The sequence below is a fragment of the Sphingobium sp. SA916 genome, from assembly GCF_002894065.1.
In the GTDB taxonomy this organism is placed as follows: domain Bacteria; phylum Pseudomonadota; class Alphaproteobacteria; order Sphingomonadales; family Sphingomonadaceae; genus Sphingobium; species Sphingobium fuliginis.
Genome location: NZ_LXYF01000025.1, coordinates 44,817 through 65,008, shown reverse-complemented (window position 1 = coordinate 65,008; position 20,192 = coordinate 44,817). Strand labels below are relative to the sequence as shown.

At 65.9% G+C, this 20,192-nt stretch carries 20 protein-coding genes; 16 read left to right on the top strand and 4 right to left on the bottom strand.

Going from position 1 to position 20,192, the window contains the following annotated elements; genetic code table 11:
• Positions 1–15: 15 nt before the first annotated feature.
• Positions 16–885 (bottom strand): alpha/beta fold hydrolase, encoded by an 870-nt coding sequence (locus A8G00_RS05805; RefSeq protein WP_025549390.1) that lies wholly within the window; start codon positions 883–885, stop codon positions 16–18.
• Positions 886–925: 40 nt separating this feature from the next.
• On the opposite strand from A8G00_RS05805, the gene A8G00_RS05800 reads away from it, so the two are divergent.
• The 8 genes from A8G00_RS05800 to A8G00_RS05765 all read left to right on the top strand — a co-directional run bounded on the left by A8G00_RS05800 (position 926) and on the right by A8G00_RS05765 (position 8,560).
• The gene (locus A8G00_RS05800) at positions 926–2,320 is read left to right on the top strand and encodes a protein adenylyltransferase SelO (RefSeq protein ID WP_099185893.1); all 1,395 of its coding nucleotides are present in this window, start codon (positions 926–928) and stop codon (positions 2,318–2,320) included.
• 145 nt (positions 2,321–2,465) lie between these two features.
• Positions 2,466–3,899: a succinylglutamate-semialdehyde dehydrogenase gene (astD, locus tag A8G00_RS05795; protein WP_099185894.1), complete on the top strand. Its 1,434-nt coding sequence runs from the start codon at positions 2,466–2,468 to the stop codon at positions 3,897–3,899.
• Between the two features lie 127 nt (positions 3,900–4,026).
• On the top strand, positions 4,027–4,815 hold the full coding sequence (gene cobA, locus A8G00_RS05790) for a uroporphyrinogen-III C-methyltransferase (protein WP_025549393.1): 789 nt from the start codon (positions 4,027–4,029) through the stop codon (positions 4,813–4,815).
• Positions 4,812–5,108 (top strand): DUF2849 domain-containing protein, encoded by a 297-nt coding sequence (locus tag A8G00_RS05785; protein ID WP_044661890.1) that lies wholly within the window; start codon positions 4,812–4,814, stop codon positions 5,106–5,108. The genes cobA and A8G00_RS05785 overlap by 4 nt, the downstream gene beginning before the upstream one ends.
• A gap of 3 nt (positions 5,109–5,111) precedes the next feature.
• A complete protein-coding gene (locus A8G00_RS05780; protein WP_103000266.1) occupies positions 5,112–6,743 on the top strand; it encodes a nitrite/sulfite reductase in 1,632 nt (543 codons plus the stop codon).
• Positions 6,736–7,176 carry a DUF934 domain-containing protein gene (locus A8G00_RS05775; protein ID WP_099185896.1) on the top strand — a complete coding sequence of 147 codons (441 nt, stop codon included), beginning with the start codon at positions 6,736–6,738 and terminating at the stop codon, positions 7,174–7,176. Before A8G00_RS05780 ends, A8G00_RS05775 begins: the two co-directional genes overlap by 8 nt.
• A complete protein-coding gene (locus A8G00_RS05770) occupies positions 7,169–7,960 on the top strand; it encodes a phosphoadenylyl-sulfate reductase (RefSeq protein ID WP_044661887.1) in 792 nt (263 codons plus the stop codon). The genes A8G00_RS05775 and A8G00_RS05770 overlap by 8 nt, the downstream gene beginning before the upstream one ends.
• Positions 7,961–8,164: 204 nt before the next feature.
• Positions 8,165–8,560: an MAPEG family protein gene (locus A8G00_RS05765; RefSeq protein WP_025549398.1), complete on the top strand. Its 396-nt coding sequence runs from the start codon at positions 8,165–8,167 to the stop codon at positions 8,558–8,560.
• A gap of 103 nt (positions 8,561–8,663) precedes the next feature.
• On the opposite strand, the gene A8G00_RS05760 is transcribed toward A8G00_RS05765, so the two are convergent.
• Positions 8,664–10,145, bottom strand: coding sequence for a replicative DNA helicase (locus tag A8G00_RS05760; protein ID WP_025549399.1), 1,482 nt, complete (start codon positions 10,143–10,145; stop codon positions 8,664–8,666).
• 122 nt (positions 10,146–10,267) lie between these two features.
• Here A8G00_RS05760 and A8G00_RS05755 point away from each other — a divergent pair, with 122 nt between their 5' ends.
• The 6 genes from A8G00_RS05755 (at position 10,268) to A8G00_RS05730 (ending at position 16,245) form a co-directional block, all read left to right on the top strand.
• Complete coding sequence (locus A8G00_RS05755; RefSeq protein ID WP_025549400.1) at positions 10,268–10,750, top strand: UPF0262 family protein; 483 nt, start codon at positions 10,268–10,270, stop codon at positions 10,748–10,750.
• Between the two features lie 32 nt (positions 10,751–10,782).
• A complete protein-coding gene (locus A8G00_RS05750) occupies positions 10,783–11,448 on the top strand; it encodes a glycoside hydrolase family 25 protein (RefSeq protein WP_099185897.1) in 666 nt (221 codons plus the stop codon).
• On the top strand, positions 11,445–11,903 hold the full coding sequence (locus tag A8G00_RS05745) for a cytidine deaminase (RefSeq protein ID WP_025549402.1): 459 nt from the start codon (positions 11,445–11,447) through the stop codon (positions 11,901–11,903). Before A8G00_RS05750 ends, A8G00_RS05745 begins: the two co-directional genes overlap by 4 nt.
• A 6-nt stretch (positions 11,904–11,909) precedes the next feature.
• Positions 11,910–12,464: a dCTP deaminase gene (gene dcd / locus A8G00_RS05740; RefSeq protein ID WP_044661884.1), complete on the top strand. Its 555-nt coding sequence runs from the start codon at positions 11,910–11,912 to the stop codon at positions 12,462–12,464.
• Between the two features lie 43 nt (positions 12,465–12,507).
• Positions 12,508–13,272, top strand: a complete 765-nt coding sequence (locus A8G00_RS05735) for a metallophosphoesterase (RefSeq protein ID WP_099185898.1) — start codon at positions 12,508–12,510, stop codon at positions 13,270–13,272.
• A gap of 186 nt (positions 13,273–13,458) precedes the next feature.
• Positions 13,459–16,245: a TonB-dependent siderophore receptor gene (locus A8G00_RS05730; protein WP_099185899.1), complete on the top strand. Its 2,787-nt coding sequence runs from the start codon at positions 13,459–13,461 to the stop codon at positions 16,243–16,245.
• A gap of 292 nt (positions 16,246–16,537) precedes the next feature.
• Here the strand turns inward: A8G00_RS05730 and A8G00_RS05725 are convergent, their stop codons facing one another.
• Both A8G00_RS05725 and A8G00_RS05720 read right to left on the bottom strand, forming a co-directional pair.
• Positions 16,538–17,233 carry an anti-sigma factor gene (locus A8G00_RS05725; protein ID WP_099185900.1) on the bottom strand — a complete coding sequence of 232 codons (696 nt, stop codon included), beginning with the start codon at positions 17,231–17,233 and terminating at the stop codon, positions 16,538–16,540.
• Positions 17,230–17,718: an RNA polymerase sigma factor gene (locus A8G00_RS05720; protein ID WP_044663090.1), complete on the bottom strand. Its 489-nt coding sequence runs from the start codon at positions 17,716–17,718 to the stop codon at positions 17,230–17,232. The genes A8G00_RS05725 and A8G00_RS05720 overlap by 4 nt, the downstream gene beginning before the upstream one ends.
• A gap of 163 nt (positions 17,719–17,881) precedes the next feature.
• Between A8G00_RS05720 and A8G00_RS05715 the strand changes: the two genes are divergently transcribed.
• Both A8G00_RS05715 and A8G00_RS05710 read left to right on the top strand, forming a co-directional pair.
• A complete protein-coding gene (locus A8G00_RS05715; protein WP_099185901.1) occupies positions 17,882–19,132 on the top strand; it encodes a S8 family serine peptidase in 1,251 nt (416 codons plus the stop codon).
• A 100-nt stretch (positions 19,133–19,232) separates the two neighbouring features.
• On the top strand, positions 19,233–19,916 hold the full coding sequence (locus A8G00_RS05710) for a hypothetical protein (protein ID WP_099185902.1): 684 nt from the start codon (positions 19,233–19,235) through the stop codon (positions 19,914–19,916).
• Positions 19,917–20,192 lie beyond the last annotated feature (276 nt).

Here is a 20,192-nt window from a genome sequence, read left to right as displayed (position 1 = left end):
GCCGCTCAAGCCGCTTCAGCCATTCAGGACCCGCGCCAGCAGCCGGTCGATGGCGGCGACGGATTCAGGCTCGTCGAGAACGGGGGCGTGACCGACATTGGAGATGACCGCGCACTCCGCGCCGGGACCGATGTCCTCCACCATGCGGGCGGCGGTGGCCGCGGAGAGCAGGTCGGAGCGCTCGCCGCGCAGCACCAGTGTCGGAATTCCGCGAAAGGCCTGCATGACCGGCCACATGTCCACGCTCGCCTCGCTGCCCGCGACCCGCAGAGGCTCCGCTATGCGCATGTCATAGTCGAGCACGACGCGCCCCGCGCTGTTGAGGCGGTAGAGGCGCTTGGCCATCGCCAGCCATTGGTCGAGGCCATAGCCGGGATAGACGTCGCCGTTGGATTCCTCCAGCGCGCGGGCGGCGTGCACCCAGCTTGGATGCGACTGGCCGATGCCGACATAGGTGCGGATGCGCGCCAGCCCCGCCTCCTCCAGTGTCGGTCCGACATCGTTGAGCAGCGCTCCGGCCAGCCATTCGCGATGGGTCGCCGCGATCAGCATGGTGATGATGCCGCCCAGCGACGTGCCGATGGCGACGAAGCGGGTGATGGCCAGATCCGCCAGCAGGCGGCTGATGTCCTGCAGATAGGTGAGCGGGACATAGGTCATCGGGTCCTTCGCCTGCGCGCTTTCGGCGCGGCCGCGCAAGTCGGGACAGATGAGGCGCCATGGCCCGGCGAGGCGCGCCGCCAGCGGTTCGAAATCGCGGGCGTTGCGGGTCAGGCCCGGCAGGCAGAGCAAGGGAGGGCGGCCATCTTCGCCGCCAGCATAATCGCGATAATGGAGCCTCAGCCCATCGGGGGACCACCAGTATCCGTCGCTATAGCTGCTCAAGCTGCTTGATCCTTCCACCCTGCATCCCCCATATCGCCGCATGCGCCCTGCCCTGCAACCCGCCAAATTCAGCCCCGCGAACGAAATCGCCGTGCTGCAGCCCGATTTTGCCGATCCCGTCGCGGCGGCCGACTTTCCCCGGACCATCCTGCGTTTCCGCAATGACCGCTGGGCGAAAGCCGTGGGCCTGAGCGACCTGAGCGATGAGGAATGGCTGGCGCATTTCGGCCGGTTCCAGCCGCTGGAGGGATCGCTGCCCCAGCCACTGGCGCTGCGCTACCATGGGCATCAGTTTCGCGTGTACAATCCCGACATCGGGGACGGCCGCGGTTTCCTGTTCGCGCAGCTTCGGGACGGGGCCGGCCGGTTGCTCGACCTGGGCACCAAGGGTTCCGGCCGGACGCCCTATAGCCGTTTCGGGGACGGCAGGCTGACGCTGAAGGGCGGCGTGCGGGAGATATTGGCGACGGAGATGCTCGAGGCGCTGGGCGTCAACACCTCCAGGACCTTTTCCATCATCGAGACGGGCGAGGCGCTGGAGCGCAACGACGAACCCTCCCCCACCCGCGCGGCGGTGATGGTGCGGCTCAGCCACTCGCATATCCGCATCGGGTCTTTCCAGCGGGCGGCCTATTTCGACGACAAGGCGCTGCTGGAGCGGCTCGTCGACTATGCGCTGACGAAGCTCTACGGCGAGGCGCCGGGCGACAATCCTCCCGCGCAACTGCTGGGCCGGGTCGTGGAGCGCACGGCCGATCTGGCCGCGAGCTACATGGTGGCGGGCTTCGTCCATGGCGTGCTCAACAGCGACAACATCAATGTGACGGGCGAGAGCTTCGACTATGGGCCCTGGCGGTTCGCGCCGCTTTGGGAAGCGGGGTTCACCGCCGCCTATTTCGACCATGCCGGGCTCTATGCCTTCGGACGGCAGGCGGAAGCGATCCACTGGGACGTGGCGCAGCTTGCCGTGTCGCTGCGTCCCCTGGTGGAGGCCGAACCGCTGATCGAGCAGCTGGAGCGCTTTCCGGCGCTCTATGCCGAGGCGATGGCGCGGCGCTTCTGCTGGCGGTTGGGGGTGGCGCCGACGGACGACGCCTCCACCATGATCGAAGCGGCGGTGCGCGGCATGATCGCGACGCAAAGGCCGATCGATCGCTTCTTCCAGGACTGGCGCGGCGGCGATCCCCGCGACGGCGCGCCTTATGCCGGGGAGGAATGGGCGGGATTTCGCGAGGCCATTGCCGGGTTCGAGGCGAGCGGGCCCCAGGATCATGCCTATTGGGCCGATCCGGCGCCCTGCTCCATGCATATCGATGAGGTGGAGGCGATCTGGAGCGGGATTGCCGAGCGGGACGATTGGACGCCGCTGCATGCGAAGGTTGCGGCGATCCGGCGCATGGGCGACGCATTGGGCGGCGCCCCTGATGTGCCCTGAATTCTCCTCCGCTGGCGGGGCGGACGGGCTTTCCGTTACGTCGGCTTGCCGTTCCGCTCGCCACGCCCGCTTCCCCCTCCCCGAGGGAGGAGGGAGCCGTTTGCCGCCCCTTCCCTAACGCCCCATTATCCTCCATATCGGTGCCATGTCCGCCACGCTGACTTCGTTCGAACCCGCCACTGGTGCTCTTTTGTGGCAGGGGACTGCCAGCGACGTGGAGGCGGAGGTCGCCCGCGCCTGTGCCGCCTGGCCGAAATGGGCCGCCCAGCCTGTCGCCTACCGCATCGAAACGCTGCGCCGCTTCGTCAATGTCGTGCGCGCCAATGAGGAGGCGCTGGCCGACCTGATCGCCCGCGAAACCGGCAAGCCCCTGTGGGATGCGCGGACCGAAGTGACGGCGGTGATGAACAAGGTCGACATTTCCGTCGCCGCCTTTTCCGAACGCACCGGGCAGAGACGGCTTGAAGCGGCGATGGGCGCGCGTCAGTCCGTGCGGCACAAGCCGCATGGCGTCATGGCGGTGCTGGGGCCGTATAATTTCCCGGCGCATCTGCCCAATGGGCATATCGTTCCCGCGCTGCTGGCCGGCAATGCCGTCGTCTTCAAGCCGTCGGAAAAGACGCCGGCCGTGGGCGAGATGCTGGTGCGTTTCTACCATGAGGCGGGCGTGCCGGAGGATGGCGTCCGGCTGGTACTGGGCGGACCCGACGAGGGCAAGGCGCTGGCCGCCCATCCCGATGTGGGGGGCATTCTCTTCACCGGGTCGGCGCAGACGGGCATCGCGATCAACCGGCAGTTCGCGGCCAATCCCGGCAAGATACTGGCGCTGGAAATGGGCGGGAACAACCCGATCGTCGCCTGGGATACGGCCGACATCGCCAGCGCCGCGACGCTGATCGTCCAGTCGGCCTTCCTGTCGAGCGGGCAGCGCTGCACGGCCGCGAGCCGGCTGATCGTCAGGGAGGAGCTGGCCGACACGCTGGTCGGAGAGGTCAAGAGGCTGGCGGACCGGCTGATCGTCGACCACCCCCATGCGGACCCCGCGCCTTTCATGGGGCCGGTGATCGACAATCAGGCGGCGGATCATCTGACGGAGAGCTTCCTCTATCTGATGAGCAACGGCGGCAAGCCCATCAAGCACATGGTCCGCACGACCAAGGGGCTGCCCTTCGTGACGCCGGCGATCATCGACGTGACCGCCATGGCGGAGCGGCCCGACGTCGAGCTGTTCGGCCCCCTGTTGCAGGTTGTCCGGGCGCCGGATTTCGAATCCGCGATCCGGGAGGCGAACAATACGCGCTATGGCCTTTCCGCCGCGCTGATCGGGGGATCGCCGGAACAATATAACCAGTTCTGGGCCAATATCCGGGCGGGCATCGTCAACTGGAACCGGCCGACCAATGGGGCATCCTCCTCCGCGCCCTTCGGCGGAGTGGGCATTTCCGGCAATCATCGGCCCAGCGCCTATTATGCGGCCGATTATTGCGCCTATCCGGTCGTGTCTGTGGAGATCGAGCAGCCGCGCGCATCCATCGGCATTGGCCTGAAGGACGTCGATACCAGCCTGATGGGCGATTGAGCGGCCGGGTGGTCTGGCAGCAGAGCGACGGGGCGACAGGATCAAATCGATCCTCCCCAAATTTTCCTTCGCCCTGGCCAACGCATTCTGAATTGAAACCGCGGGCTGTTTTCGCCATCTGCCCAACATGGCTGAAACTCCCATTGCCACTGTCACCCTTGTCGGCGCCGGTCCGGGCGACCCGGAACTCCTGACGCTGCGCGCCGCGCGGCTGATCGGCGAGGCCGAGGTGATCGTGCATGACGGGCTGGTTTCCGGCGAGATCCTGGCGCTCGCCTCCCCACGGGCCGAACTGATCTCTGTCGCCAAGCAGCGCAGCCGTCATTCGGTGCCGCAGGACGGGATCAATGCCCTGCTGGTCGAACTGGCGCTCGCCGGGCGCAGGGTCGTGCGGCTGAAGGGCGGCGATCCCTTCATCTTCGGCCGTGGCGGCGAAGAAATGGAAGCCTGCCGCGCCGCCGGGGTGCCGGTGGAGGTCGTGCCGGGGATCAGCGCCGCCATCGGCTGCGCCGCGCAGGCGCAACTGCCCCTCACCCATCGCGACGCGGCAAGCGCGGTCAGCTTCGTGGCCGGGCAATGCAAGGGGCTGACCGATCAGGACTGGTCCGGGCTGGCGGGCGCGGGGCGCACGCTCGTCATCTATATGGGCGTGGCGACGGCGACGGACATTGCCGACAAGCTGATGGCCGACGGCGTGTCGCCGGCCATTCCCGTGGCCGTGCTGGAAAACGGCACGCGCGCCGACATGCGGACGCTGCGTACCCTGCTTGCCGATCTGGGCGAGATGGTCGCGCGGGAGAAGGTGAAAAGCCCTGCCCTGATTGTGGTCGGGGAGGTTGCGGCCTATGCGCTGGCGCAGGATGTGCTGGCCGGCTGGGCCGCGCAGGAGACATTTGGGGCGGAGACTGACAAGTGAAGATTTTGACCGGCAATGATCTCGGCACCGGGGACGTGATCTGGTGGGCGGGCGACGGCTGGTCGCGGCAGGTCGGCGATTCCGTCGACGTGGGCGACAAGGGCGAGGATCTGGCCCGGGCGGAGGAAGCCGCGTTGCGGGTCGTGGGCGCCTATGTGATCGATGCGACCGTGACCGCAGAAGGCGTGCGCCCCGCGCATATCAAGGACCGCATCCGCGCGCTAGGGCCGACGGTGCGCCCCGACCTGACGCTGAAACCGAATGACGCCGATGCCGGCAACTGGGTGATCTGAACCATGTATCGTTACGACAGCTACGACCAGTCCATCGTCGACGCCCGCGTCGAGGAGTTTCGCGACCAGACCCAGCGCCGTCTGGCCGGGCAACTGACGGAGGACCAGTTCAAGCCGCTGCGGCTGATGAACGGCCTCTATCTCCAGTTGCACGCCTATATGCTGCGCGTCGCCATTCCCTATGGCACGCTGAGCGGCCGGCAGATGCGCAAGCTGGGCGAGATCGCGGCGAAATACGACAGGGGCTATGGTCACTTCACCACGCGCCAGAACCTGCAATATAACTGGATCAAGCTGGCCGATGCGCCGGACATCCTTGCCGAACTGGCGACGGTCGAGATGCATGCCATCCAGACCAGCGGCAATTGCATCCGCAATATCTCGTCCGACCAATATGCCGGGGTTTCGGCGGACGAAGTAGCCGACCCGCGTCCCTGGGCGGAACTGTTGCGCCAATGGTCGACCTTCCATCCCGAATTCACCTATCTGCCGCGCAAGTTCAAGATCGCGGTGATCGCGAGCGAGGATGACCGTTCCGCCATGCGCCTGCACGACATCGGCCTGAAGCTGGTGTCGCGCGACGGCCGGACAGGCGCGGAAGTCTATGCCGGCGGCGGCATGGGTCGCACGCCCATGGTTGCGCCGCTTATCAGGGACTTCGTGCCCGAAGATGAGATCGTCTCTTATCTGGAGGCGTGCCTGCGCGTCTATAATCGCTATGGCCGGCGCGACAACAAGTACAAGGCGCGGATCAAGATCCTGGTCCATGAACTGGGCGTCGAGGAATATAAGCGGCAGGTCGAGGAGGAGTTCGCCCATATGCGGACGCTGGGCCTCAACCCGCCGACCGAGGAACTGGACCGCATCCGCGCCTATTTCGCCGGCCCCGCCTATGAAACGGGCCTGGAGGACAGCATCGACCGCAGCGATCCGGCCTTCGCCCTTTGGGTGGACCGTCAGGTCGCGGCGCTCAAGCAGCCGGGCTATGCCATCGTCAACATCAGCCTGAAGCCGCGCGGCGGCATTCCGGGCGATGCCTCGGCGGAGCAGATCGCGCTGGTTGCGGATCTGGCCGAGCAATATTCGCTTGACGAGCTGCGCGTCACCCATGCGCAGAACCTGGTCCTGCCGCATGTGAAGAAGGCGGACCTCCACGCCATCTGGCAGAAGCTGGACGAAGCTGGCCTTGCCGAGGCCAATCTGGACCTGATCACCGACATCATCGCCTGTCCGGGCCTGGATTATTGCAGCCTCGCCAATGCCCGCTCCATCCCGCTGGCGCAGAAGCTGTCGGAACGGTTCGCCGCGGCGAACCGGCAGAAGGAACTGGGCGAGCTGAAGGTCAAGATTTCCGGCTGCATCAATGCCTGCGGCCATCATCATGCCGGTCATATCGGCGTGCTGGGCGTGGACCGGAAGGGCGTGGAGAATTTCCAGCTTTCGCTCGGCGGGTCGGGCGCGGAGGATGCGAGCGTCGGACAGATCACCGGCCCGGGCTTTTCGGAGGACGGCGTGGTCGACGCGATCGAGAAGGTCACCAACCTCTATCTCGAACAGCGGGAGGAAGGCGAACGCTTCCTCGACACCTATCGCCGTCTTGGCATGAAGCCCTTCAAGGAGGCGATCTATGGTTGAGTTCCTGTCCTTCCGCGAAGGCGAAACCGGCCAGGAACCGGCGGTCACGGTCGAATCCTTCACCGGCCAGTCCAATTCGACCGCCGTCCGGATCGAAGCGGGCGAGGATGCCCGCGAGTTGCTGCCCCATCTGGACAGGCTGTCGCTGGTGGAGGTGAACTTCCCGGCTTTCGGCGACGGACGCGGCTATTCGGCGGCGCGGATATTGCGCGAGGCGGGCTATCAGGGCGAACTGCGCGCCGTGGGCGATGTGCTGGTGGACCAGATCGTCGCGATGCGCCGCTGCGGCTTCGACAGCTTCCGGCCCGACAAGGCGCTGGACGATGCCGCCGTGGAGCGCGCGCTCCATCGTTATGACGACGTCTATCAGAAGACGATCGATGGCCGCCGCCCCATCTGGGCGAAACGGCACCCGGAGAATGCAAATGGCTGAACCTGCCCGCCAGCTCGACGTGATCGACGCCCGCCCCGCCTTCACCCAGGCGGATGCGGATGCGCTCAACGCGCGCTTCGAGGGCGTCGACACGCTGTCGATGCTCAAGACCGTCTTTGCCGAGGGGCTAGCGGGCAATGTCGCCGTCGTCTCCTCCTTCGGTACGGAAAGCGCGGTGCTGCTGTCGCTGGTGGCCAAGGCGGACAGAACCGTGCCGGTGATCTTCGTCGACACGCTCAAGATGTTCCGCGAGACGCTGGATTATCGCGAAACGCTGATCAGCACGCTGGGCTTTACCGACAGCCGCGCCGTCACGCCCCATGCCGAAGTGCTGGCGGCGAAGGACGAGACCGGCCTGCGCTGGTCCTACGATCCCGACGGCTGCTGCGAAATCCGCAAGGTCGAGCCGATGAACCGCGCCAAGGATGGACTGGATGCGTGGATTTCCGGACGCAAGGCGTTCCAGTCGGTGACGCGGCAGAACCTGCCCCGTTTCGAGGTCGAGGACGGCCGGCTGAAGATCAACCCGCTGGGCGACTGGACGAAGGACGATCTGGAGGCCTGGTTCGAGGCGGAGAAGCTGCCGCGCCATCCGCTGGAGGCGCAGGGCTATCTGTCCATCGGTTGCGAACCGTGCACGTCCAAGGTGCTGCCGGGCGAAGATCCCCGCGCCGGGCGCTGGCGCGGGTGGGACAAGGTCGAGTGCGGCATTCACTCGCCGGTGACGCCGATCCCCTCCCCCGCGGCCGATCCGGACGATCCGGCCAACCAGCCGGTGTTCTGACCGAAAAGGCGGTTGCGTCGAGAATATCCCGACTCGTGGGAATATTGCGCTCTTCCGAATCCTCCCGTTGCGAAAAGAGGGCCTATGGCCCCGATGATGGGCGCCGGCAGCCAATCCGCCGCCTACGGCAATCGAGACTTATGGCGCGGACCATGCGGGCGCGATATGGTCGGCGGTCATGACAGACTGAGCGGAGGACGAGATATGGCCGTCGAGCTGAAGATATTGGCGTGGAGTTGCGTGCTGCTGCTGGTCCACATCTTCGCGGCGGCGCATATCAAGACGCGGCAATATGGCACCAAATGGAACATGGGCGCGCGGGATGAGGAATTGCCGCCGCTCGATCCCGTCGGCGGGCGGCTGGTGCGGGCGCAGGCGAATTTCCTCGAAACCTATCCGATCGCGATCATCGTGCTTCTGGGCGTGGTGATCGCGGGGAAAACCAGCGGAACGACAGCCCTTGGCGGGTGGCTCTGGCTGGGGGCGCGGGCGGTTTACCTGCCGCTGTACGGCATGGGCATTCCCATGGTGCGGACCATTGCCTATCTCGTCAGCCTGGTGGGGCTGGCGCTGGTGTTCCAGGCTTTTGTTTCGGGCTAGGATGTGTGGGGATGCAGCCATTGGCAGGCTGCAAATGGCGGTTTTCCGAGATTCCGGCGGTCACATATTTTTAGCACGCTGCGGCTTGTAAAGACCCCTGGTTCTATTCGTAATCCTCCAGATAGCTGCCCTCCGCCAGGTCGGAAAAGCGGGTGATCTTCGCGTCGAACTTCATGCGGATGCGCCCGGTCGAACCATGGCGCTGCTTGGCCACGATCACCTCGGCCAGGCCGTAGATGCGCTCCATTTCCTGCGCCCATTCCAGATGTTCGGGGCTTTCCTTGTTCCCCGGCTCCTTCGCGGCGACATAATAATCCTCGCGGAAGACGAACCAGACCATGTCCGCGTCCTGTTCGATGGAGCCCGATTCACGAAGGTCCGATAGCTGGGGCCGCTTGTCCTCGCGCTGTTCGACGGCGCGGCTGAGCTGGGACAAGGCCAGAACCGGGCAGTTAAGTTCCTTCGCCAAGGTCTTCAGACCACGGGAAATTTCCGAAATCTCGTTGACGCGATTGTCGCCCTTTCCGGTGCCCTGGAGCAGTTGGAGATAGTCGACCACGACGAAGCCTATGTCATGCCGCCGCTTCAGCCGGCGGGCGCGGGTGCGCAGCGCGGCGATGGTCAGGCCCGGCGTGTCGTCGATGAACAGCGGCAGTTCCTGCAATTCCCGCGCCGCACGGGAGAGATTCTGGAAATCGGCGCGGCTGATCTTGCCCATGCGCAGCGCTTCGCCGCTGATGCCCGACTGTTCGGCCAGAACGCGGGTGGCGAGCTGGTCGGCGGACATTTCCAGGCTGAAGAAAGCGGTCTTCGCGCCCATATTCTTTTCCGGCGGAATGCCGTCGGCATTGTCGCGCAGCCAGCGCGAGGCGGCATTATAGGCGATGTTGGTCGCCAGCGACGTCTTGCCCATGCCCGGACGACCCGCGAGGATCATGAGGTCCGAATTGTGCATGCCGCCGATCTTTTCGTTCAGGCTGTTGATGCCGGTGGTGATGCCCGAAACATGCCCGCCGCTGTTGAGCGCGCGCTCCGCGATCTGGACCGCCATGGTGGTGGCCGTGGCGAAGCTCTTGACCGACCCGGTCTCCCCCTCCCCCTCCGACACCTTGTAAAGCGCGACCTCGGCCTGCTCGATCTGTTCGCGGGGGTTTACGTCCTCGCTGGTATCCAGAGCGTTTTCAACGAGTTCGCGGCCGACATGGACAAGCTGTCGCAGCAAGGCAAGGTCGTAGATCTGCGTGGCGAAGTCGCGGGCGCCCAGCAGCGCCGCGCCATTGCCCGTCAGTTGCGCCAGATAGCCGACGCCGCCCAGTTCCTTGAGCGCCGGGTCCTGCTCCAGCATCGGTTTCAGCGTCACCGGGTTGGCGACCATGTCGCGCTCGACCAGCTTCATCACGGATTCGTAGATGCGGCCGTGCAGGGGCTCGAAGAAATGCTCCGGCTTGAGCTTGAGCTGCACATCCTCGGCAATGCGGTTGTCGATCATCAGCGCGCCCAGCAGGGCGGCCTCCGCCTCCACATTGCGGGGGAGTTCGGTGATGCCGGCTTCTGCGGCGGGGGTGATTTGCACGAGTTCGACCATTGTCCCCTCATCGCGCCGAGCAACCGCCCTTGCAAGGCGGAACGTTGAAAGCATTCGGAAAAGCTGTGGACAAGAGTCCCCCTTGCTTTTCGGCGCGTGTCGCCGCACTGACCATAGCGTCCATGGCCGATCCGCGCATCATCGATATCACGCTCGACGAGCGGACGATCCTCTGGCGCAATGCCGATGTGGAGCAGGAACGGCGCATCGCCATCTTCGACCTGCTGGAGGACAATTATTTCGAGCCGCAGCGCAGCCATGAGGACGGCTATGCCGGCCCCTACAAGGTGCACCTGCGTGTCGAGGAAGGCCGGCTGGTCATAGAGATACGTCGGGAAAATGGCGATCCGCTGGAGGCGATCATCCTGAGCCTGGGCCGGTTCCGCCGCCCGATCCGGGACTATTTCGCGATCTGCGACAGCTATTACCAGGCGATCAGCAACGCATCGCCACAGCAGATCGAAACGGTGGACATGGCACGCCGGGGCATCCACAATGCCGCCGCCGAGACGCTGATCGAGCGGCTGGACGGCAAGATCAAGGTCGATTTCGATACGGCCCGTCGCCTGTTCACGCTGATCTGCGTCCTGCACATCAAGGGGTAAGGGGCATCCGTATCATCAGTGCCGGCCATTTCATGGCCCGTTTTTGCTTGTTTCTTGCCGTCCTGGGCCTGATGGCCCTGGGCGGATGGCTCTATGCGCGCGAATGGGCGCCGGATCGGGGGGCGTTTCCGACCCAGGGCGTGTCTGTATCCTCGGACAATGGCTCCATCGACTGGGGCACGCTGGCGGCACAGGGGGCGGATTTCGCCTATATCCGCGCCTCGCGCGGCGGGCGCTTGCGCGATCCGGCCTTCGAGGCGAACTGGGCAGGCGCGCGGGCGGCGGGGCTGCGCTATGGCGCGGCGCTGGATTTCAGCCTTTGCGCCAGGGCTTCGGAACAGGCGACAGGCTTCATGACCATGGTTCCGCGGGACAATGCCGCGCTGCCGCCGGTGATCAGGCTGGCGTTCGAGCCGGGCTGCCGGGCGCGGCCGGGACAGGACGCGGTGCTGTCGGAACTGAATACGCTGATCAACCTGATCGAGAGTCATGCGGGCACGCCGGTCCTGCTCAACGTCAGCGACGATTTCGACGCGCAATATGCCATTGCATCGGGGATCAACCGGACCTTATGGCTGGACCGCAATTTCTTCGCGCCCGATCGCGAGAAGCGCAAATGGGTGATGTGGACAGCCAATGATATGCGGCATATCGACGGCATCGACGGACCGGTGCGATGGGATGTGATGGCGCGATGAATGCGACGGAAAAGCTGATCGGGGCGGCGCGGACGGCGATGCGCCATGCCCACGCGCCCTATAGCCGCTTCGCCGTGGGCGCGGCGGTGCGGCTGACCGACGGGCAGATCGTGACCGGCTGCAATTTCGAGAATGCGAGCTACGGCCTGTCGCTCTGCGCCGAAACGGTGGCGCTGGCGGCGGCCAACGCGCAGGGCCGCCTTGCCGATGTGGAGGCGATCGCGGTCGTGGGCGGCGCCATCGGGCCGGACGGCTCCGTATCGGGAGACGCCATCGTCACCCCCTGCGGCCGGTGTCGCCAGATCATGAACGAAGCCGAGCAGATGGCCGGGCGCACGCTTGCCATTTACTGCGCGGCGCCGGAAGGAGACGCGCTGGCCGAACATCGCGTCGCCGAACTCCTGCCCCATGCCTTCGGCCCTGCCGATTTGGGCATCACCCCCAGAAAGAGCTGAACAGCCATGTCGATATTGTCGGATAAGTGGATTCGCGAACAGGCCCGGACCAGCGGCATGATCGAGCCGTTCGTGGAAAGCCAGCGGCGCGACGGCTGCATCAGCTATGGCCTCTCCTCCTACGGCTATGACGCGCGGGTGGCGGACGAATTCAAGATCTTCACCAATGTCGACAGCGCCGTGGTCGACCCCAAGGATTTCGCCGCCAACAGCTTCGTCGACCGCAAGACCGACGTCTGCATCATCCCGCCCAACAGCTTCGCGCTGGCGCGGACGGTCGAATATTTCCGCGTGCCCCGCGACGTGCTGGTGATCTGCCTTGGCAAGTCCACCTATGCGCGTTGCGGCATCATCGTGAACGTGACCCCGCTGGAGCCGGGCTGGGAAGGGCATGTGACGCTGGAATTTTCCAACACCACGCCGCTGCCCGCCAAGATCTACGCCAATGAGGGCGCGTGCCAGTTCCTGTTCCTTAAGGGCAACGAGCCGTGCGAGACCAGCTATGCCGACCGCGCGGGCAAATATATGGGGCAGCAGGGCGTCACATTGCCGCGCCTGTAACGCTGTGCGACAGTGGCGGCATGATGTGTGAGGCAAGCCCGCCATGCTGATGCCGTTCCGCAGGCGGAAGGCGCGGGACGATGCGCCCTCCCCCAGCGTGGGCGGTGACAGGCGCGTCTATGCCATAGGCGACATTCACGGCCGCGACGACCTTTTCGCCCAATTGCTGGACCGGATCGCTCTGGACGAGGCGGAGCGCGATCCCCTGCCCCGGCTGCTGGTCCTGCTGGGCGATCTGGTCGACCGGGGCCCGCAGTCGCGGCAGGTGGTGGAAAGGGCGATGGGCCTGGCGCGCTCGACCGGCGACATCCGCTTCCTCAAGGGCAATCATGAGGAGATGTTCATCGCAGCCGCCCGCGGAAAGGCGCAGGCGGCGCGCCTCTTCCGCCGATATGGCGGGGTGGAGACGCTGGCCAGCTACGGCCTGGGGGCGGAGGACAGCGCGCTTATGAGCGACGAGGCGATGGCGCAGTGGATGCTGGCCCATGTCCCCCGCGATCATGTCGATTTCCTGGACGACTTTGCCGATATGCTGCCGCTTGGCGACTATCTCTTCGTCCATGCGGGGGTGCGGCCTCGCGTCGCGCTTGATGCCCAGATTCCTGCCGATCTGCGGTGGATCAGGGGCGATTTCCTGAACCATGGGCGACATTTCGGCAAGATGATCGTCCATGGCCACAACATCAGCGAGGATGTGGATGTGCAGCCCAACAGGATCGGCATCGACACCGGCGCTTTCCGCAGCGGCCGATTGACCGCGATCGGGTTGGAAAAGGACCGGCGCTGGTTTCTGCAGACCAGCGCCTGATCCGGGCTGAGCGCCATTTGTAATATTATGATAAGATAATCTCATTTCCCGCTGATTTCCCGATCCTTTATCGGTCGCATCCGATCGTTCCTGTCCGCCGCTCCGGAATGGATGGCGGGTCGGGACCTTTTCTTCGTTGGAAAATGTCGGAACGGCAAAAAGCCGTCTGCAACAGGGGAACAATCGATGCGCATTCGCCATGCACTGGCGGGGTTCGCCCTCGCCACATACCTTGTTTTGCCCACGGAGCTGATGGCATCCTCGAAAATGGACGCCACCCTGTCGCAGCGGCACAAGTTCGACATCGCCCCGCAGCCGCTGAGCAGCGCCCTGCGCCAGCTTTCAACCCAGTCGGGCGTGCGCATCCTCTTCCCCTATGATGAGGTCGCGTCGATCCGCAGTCGGCGCGTGCAGGGCTGGCTGTCGACCGAAGACGCGCTGGAACGGCTGCTGGCCGGAACCGCGCTCAAGCATAGCGAAGCGGGCGTCGGCGTCATCGCCCTCGCCGTGCCGGCCAACCGCACCGTCGCCCATCGCAGTCCGCTGGCGGTCCAGCTTGCGCAGGTCGGCGTGGCGGGGGCGTCGGCGGCCCCGGTCGCCATGGCGCCCGCCGATGGGGACGATGCCTCGGCCCCGATCATCGTCACGGGAACCCGCCAGACCACGCGCACCGTCGCGGAAAGCCTGGCGCCCATCGACGTGCTGAGCGCCAGGGACCTGGAGGCGAGCGGCAAGCAATCGGTGCGCGACCTGCTGGGCACGCTGGTGCCGTCGATCAACGTGTCGAACAGCGGCGCGGGCGCCAGCTTCGCCGTCAAGACGCTGTCGCTGCGCGGCCTTGCGGGCGACCAGTTGCTGGTGCTGGTGAACGGCAAGCGGCGCCACAATACGGCGACCCTGTTCATCAACGGCACGACCCAGAACGGCCAGTCGCCGCCCGACCTGGACCTTATCCCCTCCTCCGCCATCGAGCGGATCGAGGTGCTGCGCGACGGGGCGTCGGCGCAATATGGGTCCGACGCGATCGCAGGCGTGGTCAACATCCTGCTGAAGAACGATGCCAGCGGCAGCGCGTCCTTCCTGGGCGGGGCCACGGCGGACGGCGGCGGCGAACAGGGCCGGTTCCAGATCAGCAAGGGCTTCGGCATCGGGGACGGTGGCCATGTCCATTTCACGCTGGACGCCTTCCTTCAGGGCCGCACCTATCGCAGCGCGCCCAATCCGGGCCAGTTCTATGCGCGGGTGGGCCAGCTCTATTCATCGGCCACGGGTGCGCTCGACCCGCGTGAGGCGACCGTCGATCGCGACGTAAACCGGGGCGGGCAGCCGCAGGTGTCGGGCATCAACTTCGCCTATGACCTGTCGCTGCCGGTGAGCGATCAGGTCGAACTTTACCTGTTCGGCACGGCGTCGCGCCGGCATAGCGACGCCTGGCTGACCTATCGCTTCCCCGACGCGCCGAACAACATCCCCGAACTGTTCCCCAATGGCTACAGCCCGCATCTCCACATCTATGACGAGGACTTCCAGACTGCGGCGGGGCTGCGCGGCGACCTGTCCGACACATTCCATTACGATCTGTCCAGCAGCTTTTCCCGCAACTGGGTGAAATATCGGGAAAGCTCGGTCATCAACGCCTCGCTCGGTCCGGCCAGCCCCACCGACATGTATATCGGCGCCGTCACGTCGAAGGAGTGGACCACCAATCTCGACCTTCAGAAGACGGTCGATCTGGGCCTGGCCGAACCGTTGCTGGTGGCGCTGGGCGCGGAATATCGCTGGAACGGCTATGCCATCGGTGCGGGCGACCCCGTTTCCTATATCGACGGCGGATACCGGTCGACCACCGGTCCCAATGCCGGTGTGCTGCGGACATCCGGGTCGCAGGGGGTGACGGGTTTCCCCCTCTCCTCCGCCGGGAAATGGAGCCGCGACAATTGGAGCGCCTATCTGAACCTGGAACAGCAGGTCGTGGAGGGGTTCGAGGTCGCGCTGGCCGGGCGGCATGAGGATTATTCCGACTTCGGCACCACCGACACCGGCAAGGCGTCGGTGCGGATCGAGCCGGTGCGCGGCCTGGCGCTGCGCGGCACGGCCAGCACCGGCTTCCGCGCGCCGACCCTGCAACAGCAGCATTATTCCTCCGCCAGCACGATCAATGTCGGCGGCGTGTTGCTGCCCGTATCCGCACTGCCGGTCGATTCCGCCGCGGCCGTCGCGCTTGGCGCCACGGCGCTGAAGCCGGAAAAGTCCAGAAACCTTTCGGCCGGCATCGTCCTCACGCCGACACCGCGCCTCAACATCACGGTCGACGCCTATCAGATCAAGATCAGGGACCGCATCCTGCTGTCCGAAACCCTGCAGGGACCGCTCGTGCGCAGCGTGCTGGCGGCGGCGGGCATCACATCCTCGGCGGGCGGCTTCTACTTCTCCAACGCCGCCGACACCCGGACGCGGGGACTGGACGTGGTCAGCACCTGGCGGGCGGGCCTGGGCGACTGGGGCAATGCGCTGTTCAGCCTGTCGGCCAATTTCAACAAGACCGTCTTCACCCATGTCGATGCCGTACCGCCGGTACTGGCCAATTCCCAGCTGGTGCTGATCGGCCGGTCGAAACAGGGCGACTTCACCAAGGGCACGCCGCGCGACAAGTTCATCGCCAACATCCTCTGGACCAAGGGGCCTGCCAGCCTGAACCTGCGCGCCACGCGCTACGGCAAGGTGACGATGGTCCATCCGACCACGCCTTCCCTGGATGCGGAAATCGATCCCAAGGTCATCTTCGACCTGGAACTGGGGATGGAACTGCGCAAGGGCATCAAACTGACGGCCGGGGCGAACAATCTGTTCAACATCTATCCAGACAAGCTGCCCACTTTGCTACAGGGCAACGGCTTTTCCCTTTACAACCAATATTCGCCCTATGGGACCAGCGGCGGATTTTATTATGGGCGGTTGAATTTCGAATTTTGAGCGAAGCGGCCATGGGGATGCGTTAGCCTGTTCTTGCTGTGCCATTGGGGCCGGCTTTGGCCCTTTTAAGACCTTCCTCCTCCCTTGAGGGGGAAGGACAGGAAGCCTTGGGGGCGAAGGGGGCTGGGTTGATTGGTAAGGGGGAAAGCGGGCCTGCTGCCCGCGCGATCCCCTGGATCGCGACCCCCTCACCCAGCTACGACTAAGCAGCAAGCTGCCAAGTCTGCGCAGCCCTCTCCCTTAAGGGAGAGGGATAAAGCGGGTGTCCGATACCGCCCTTCCTTCAGCTATCCTATTGCCACCGCCTGTCCTTCGCCGCCTTCTCCTGCGCGGCATCGAGGGGGGAGCCGTCCATCAAGGCATCGACAGTCGCCATAAGACGCGCATCGCCCGAGGATGCCTGCCGATAGGCCGCTTCCCGTCCCGCGCCCGGGACGAGCTGCTGCACCTGCCAGCCTTGCCCCTCGCGGCAGGCGACGCCCGACAGGGCCTGCCCTTCGAAGCTGCGGCACCATCCGCCGCCCTTGCGCCGGAAGCTGAGGCCGATGCGGATCGGCGCTTCCTCCTGCGCGGAAGCGAGCTGGGTTTCGAGCGACGACGCCAACTCGCCCTGTGCGACCATCGTGCCCTGCTCTATTGAAATCGGACCGTCGCTCCCGCCGGAAAAATGCCCGACGCCAAGCCCCAGCAGCAGGCTCGCGGCGATGGCGCCGCCCATGGCCCAGACGCGCCGACGCGCCGGGACCGGAGGGGCGAACGGGACGACCTTCGCATCCTCCTGCAACAAGGTCCGCATCGCGGCCGGCACAGGCTCGGCTTCGATGGGCGCATAATGGCCGGCCAACCGCTCCCGCAGGCGAACATGCATGTCGAGCCGCGCGGCCAGCGCCGGATCTTCCGCCACGGCACGTTCGACGCGCCGCCGGTTCACCTCGTCCAGTTCGCCGTCGACAAAGGCGATCAGCATGGCTTCGTCCATGTCCGTCATGCCGCTTCCCCCAGCAGTTCGATCAAAGCGCCGCGCCCGCGCACCAGCCGCGAGGTCAGCGTGCCCATCGGAATGTCCAGCACCTCCGCCGCTTCCCGGTAGGACAGCCCCTCCACCAGCACGAGCGCGATGGCCTCCCGCTGCTCGTCGGGCAGGCTTTGCATCGCGCGGTCGACATCGGACAGCATGACATGCGCCTCCACATCGCGGTCGCCGGCATGGCCGACATGCTCGCCCGCCTCCTCCGGCGCGAAGGTGCGGGCGGCGCGCTGCCGGGAGCGGCCCTCGTCGATCCACAGATTGCGCATGATCCGATACATCCAGCTATCCAGTCTCGTCCCCGGCTGCCATTGATCGCGTGCCCGGAGCGCCTTTTCCAACGCCGCCTGGCAGAGATCGTCCGCATCGGCGCGATCCCGCGACAGGCTGGCGGCAAAGCGCCGCAGCCGGGGCAGGATCGCCAACAGATCGCTTTCGAACGACATCCGGTCTCCATTCAGCTTCCTGAAGGATGAAACGGCTGCCGCCGCACGTTTCATCCCTGAGCATGAATCTTGTATCGGAAATTTTTTCGCAATGAATCATTTTGAGAGCGAAAGGACCGGAAGGCAGTCTGATGGTGGAAGTGCCGGCGGTGGAGAGGTCGAGATGAAATTCGCGCGTCGTTGGATCGTTGCCGGCCTGCTTCTGACCGCGCCGGCCGGGCAGGCCCAGTTGCTGCCTTCCCCGGGCAGCACCCTGGGTCAGGTGAGCGGCCAGGCAGGCGGCATCGTGCCGCATGTGATGGATCGGGTGGAAGGAACGCTGGATCAGGCCGGGCTTGAGCGGCTGTCGCCTGCCCGGCTGGCCGATCGGCTGTTGGCGGCGCGGGCAGCGCGGATCGACGATCTGGTGCGGCGGCATGCCGATTCGGTGGAACTGGACGACCGGCGCGAACCGGCGCGGCGCGGCGTCATATTGCTGACCGGGGCGCGGCCGGAAAGCGTCGCCGCGCTGCGCTCCGCCGGCTATGGCGTGGAAGATGCCGCCATAGAGGGGCTGGACCTTGCCGTGACCCGCCTGACCGTGCCGCAGGGCCGCAGCCTGTCGCGTGCGTTGAAGCAGGTCCGGTCCCTCGCCCCGGAAGCGCAGGCCAGTGCCGACAATCTCTATTTCCCGAGCGGCGCTTCCATGGGTCTTGCCGCCGCCGCGCTCGCGGAAACCGCGTCGGTGCGGGGCAAGGCGGCGGGGCTGATCGACGGCGGGGTGGCCCGGCACCCCAGCCTGACCGGCCCGGTCGAACAGCGGGGTTTCGCCCGAGGGGCTCCCCGCGCCAGCGCGCACGGGACGGCGGTCGCCTCCCTCATCAGCGGCACGGGCAGCATAAGGGGCGCAGCGCCCGGCGCGCCCTTGCTGGTGGCCGATGTCTATGGCGACGACCCGGCGGGCGGCAGCGCCTTCGCCATGGCGCGGGCGCTTGGCTGGATGGCGGCGCGCGGGGCCGATGTCGTGACGGTGAGCCTGGTGGGCCCGGACAATCCCCTGCTGGCCGGCGCCATCCGTCTGGCGCGGGAACGTGGCGTGTCCGTGGTCGCGGCGGTCGGCAATGACGGGCCGGCCGCGCCGCCGGCCTATCCGGCATCCTATGCCGGGGTGATCGCCGTCACCGGCATTGACGGGCGGGGCCGCGTCCTGCCAGAGGCGGGGCGGGCCCGTCATGTGGATTTCGCCGCACCGGGGGCGGACATGAATGCGGCCCGGGCCGACGGCGGCAAGGGTAAAGTCCGCGGTACATCCTTCGCTGCGCCGCTGGTGGCGGGACGGCTGTTCGCCAAAGGCAGCGTGGCGGCCCTGCGGGCGGAGGCGAAGCGGGGCTCCGGCCTTAGCATCATTTGCGGCAATTGCAGAAATAATGATTGATTTTCAATGATTTGAAAGTTTTTTCCGACATTTTGGGATTAAATCCGATCGCCGTCGCGTTGTCCTGTCATCGGATCGACAACGAACAAGGAGACGATCGATGAAAGTCAAGTTCCTGATTGCAACCGCCGCTCTTGCCGCCCTGACGGCCGCGCCCGCCTCTGCCCAGTTGCTGGGCGGCGGTGGCGGCGGCATGCTGGGCGGTGGCCTGGGCGGCGCGCTGGGTGGCGCGGGCGGGTCGTTGGGCGGCACGCTCGGCGGATCGGGCGGCGTCGGCCTCGACCGCAGCATCGACCTGGAGAATGGCCGTGTCGGCGCCAGCGGTTCGGGCCATGGCAGCGGCAGCGGTTCCGCCTCCGGATCGGTCAGCCGCCATGGCAAGAGCCGCAGCGGCAGCGCTTCGGGCTCCGCCAGCGGATCGGCAGGCGGCAGCCTGACGGCCGACACGCTGGGGACAGGCGATGTGCGCAATGCCGTGGGCGGCCTGCGCGACCAGGCCGGCAACACGGCCGGCGCGGCGCGGGACCGGGCCGCTGGAACCGTCGCCGAAACCAAGGACCGCGCCAGCGCCACCGCAGGAGCAGCGCGGGACCGCGCCGCCAACGCCGTGAACCGGACACGTTCGGCAGCAGGCAACGCCGCCGGCAGCGCTGCGGGCGCGGCCAACGGTGCGGCGAACGGCGCGAGCGGCCTGGGGTCCGTCGATGCTTCCGGACAGCTTTCGGGCAGCGGACAGGCTTCGGGTTCGGCCAGCTCGGCCGCTTCGGATCAGGCGGCCAACTGACCTCGCCCGGAGGCGACATATCCCCGACCGGCTTTCAGCCGCATTGCCGCCTCACCGCCTGATCGAAGGCCGGCGACCCTTATCGGGCCGCCGGCCTTCCCTCTTTCTGAACGAAACACTAAAAGCCTTTGATATAAATGGTTTAAGATGATGGCGCTTTTCATGGCGCGCCTGAATGTCTACACCGTCATTTCATATGGGTCCGGCCGGCAGTGCCGAATGGAGCCAAGGGTCGCCATAGGTGCGTCGCGGCACCAGATATTGAAGAGATACGGG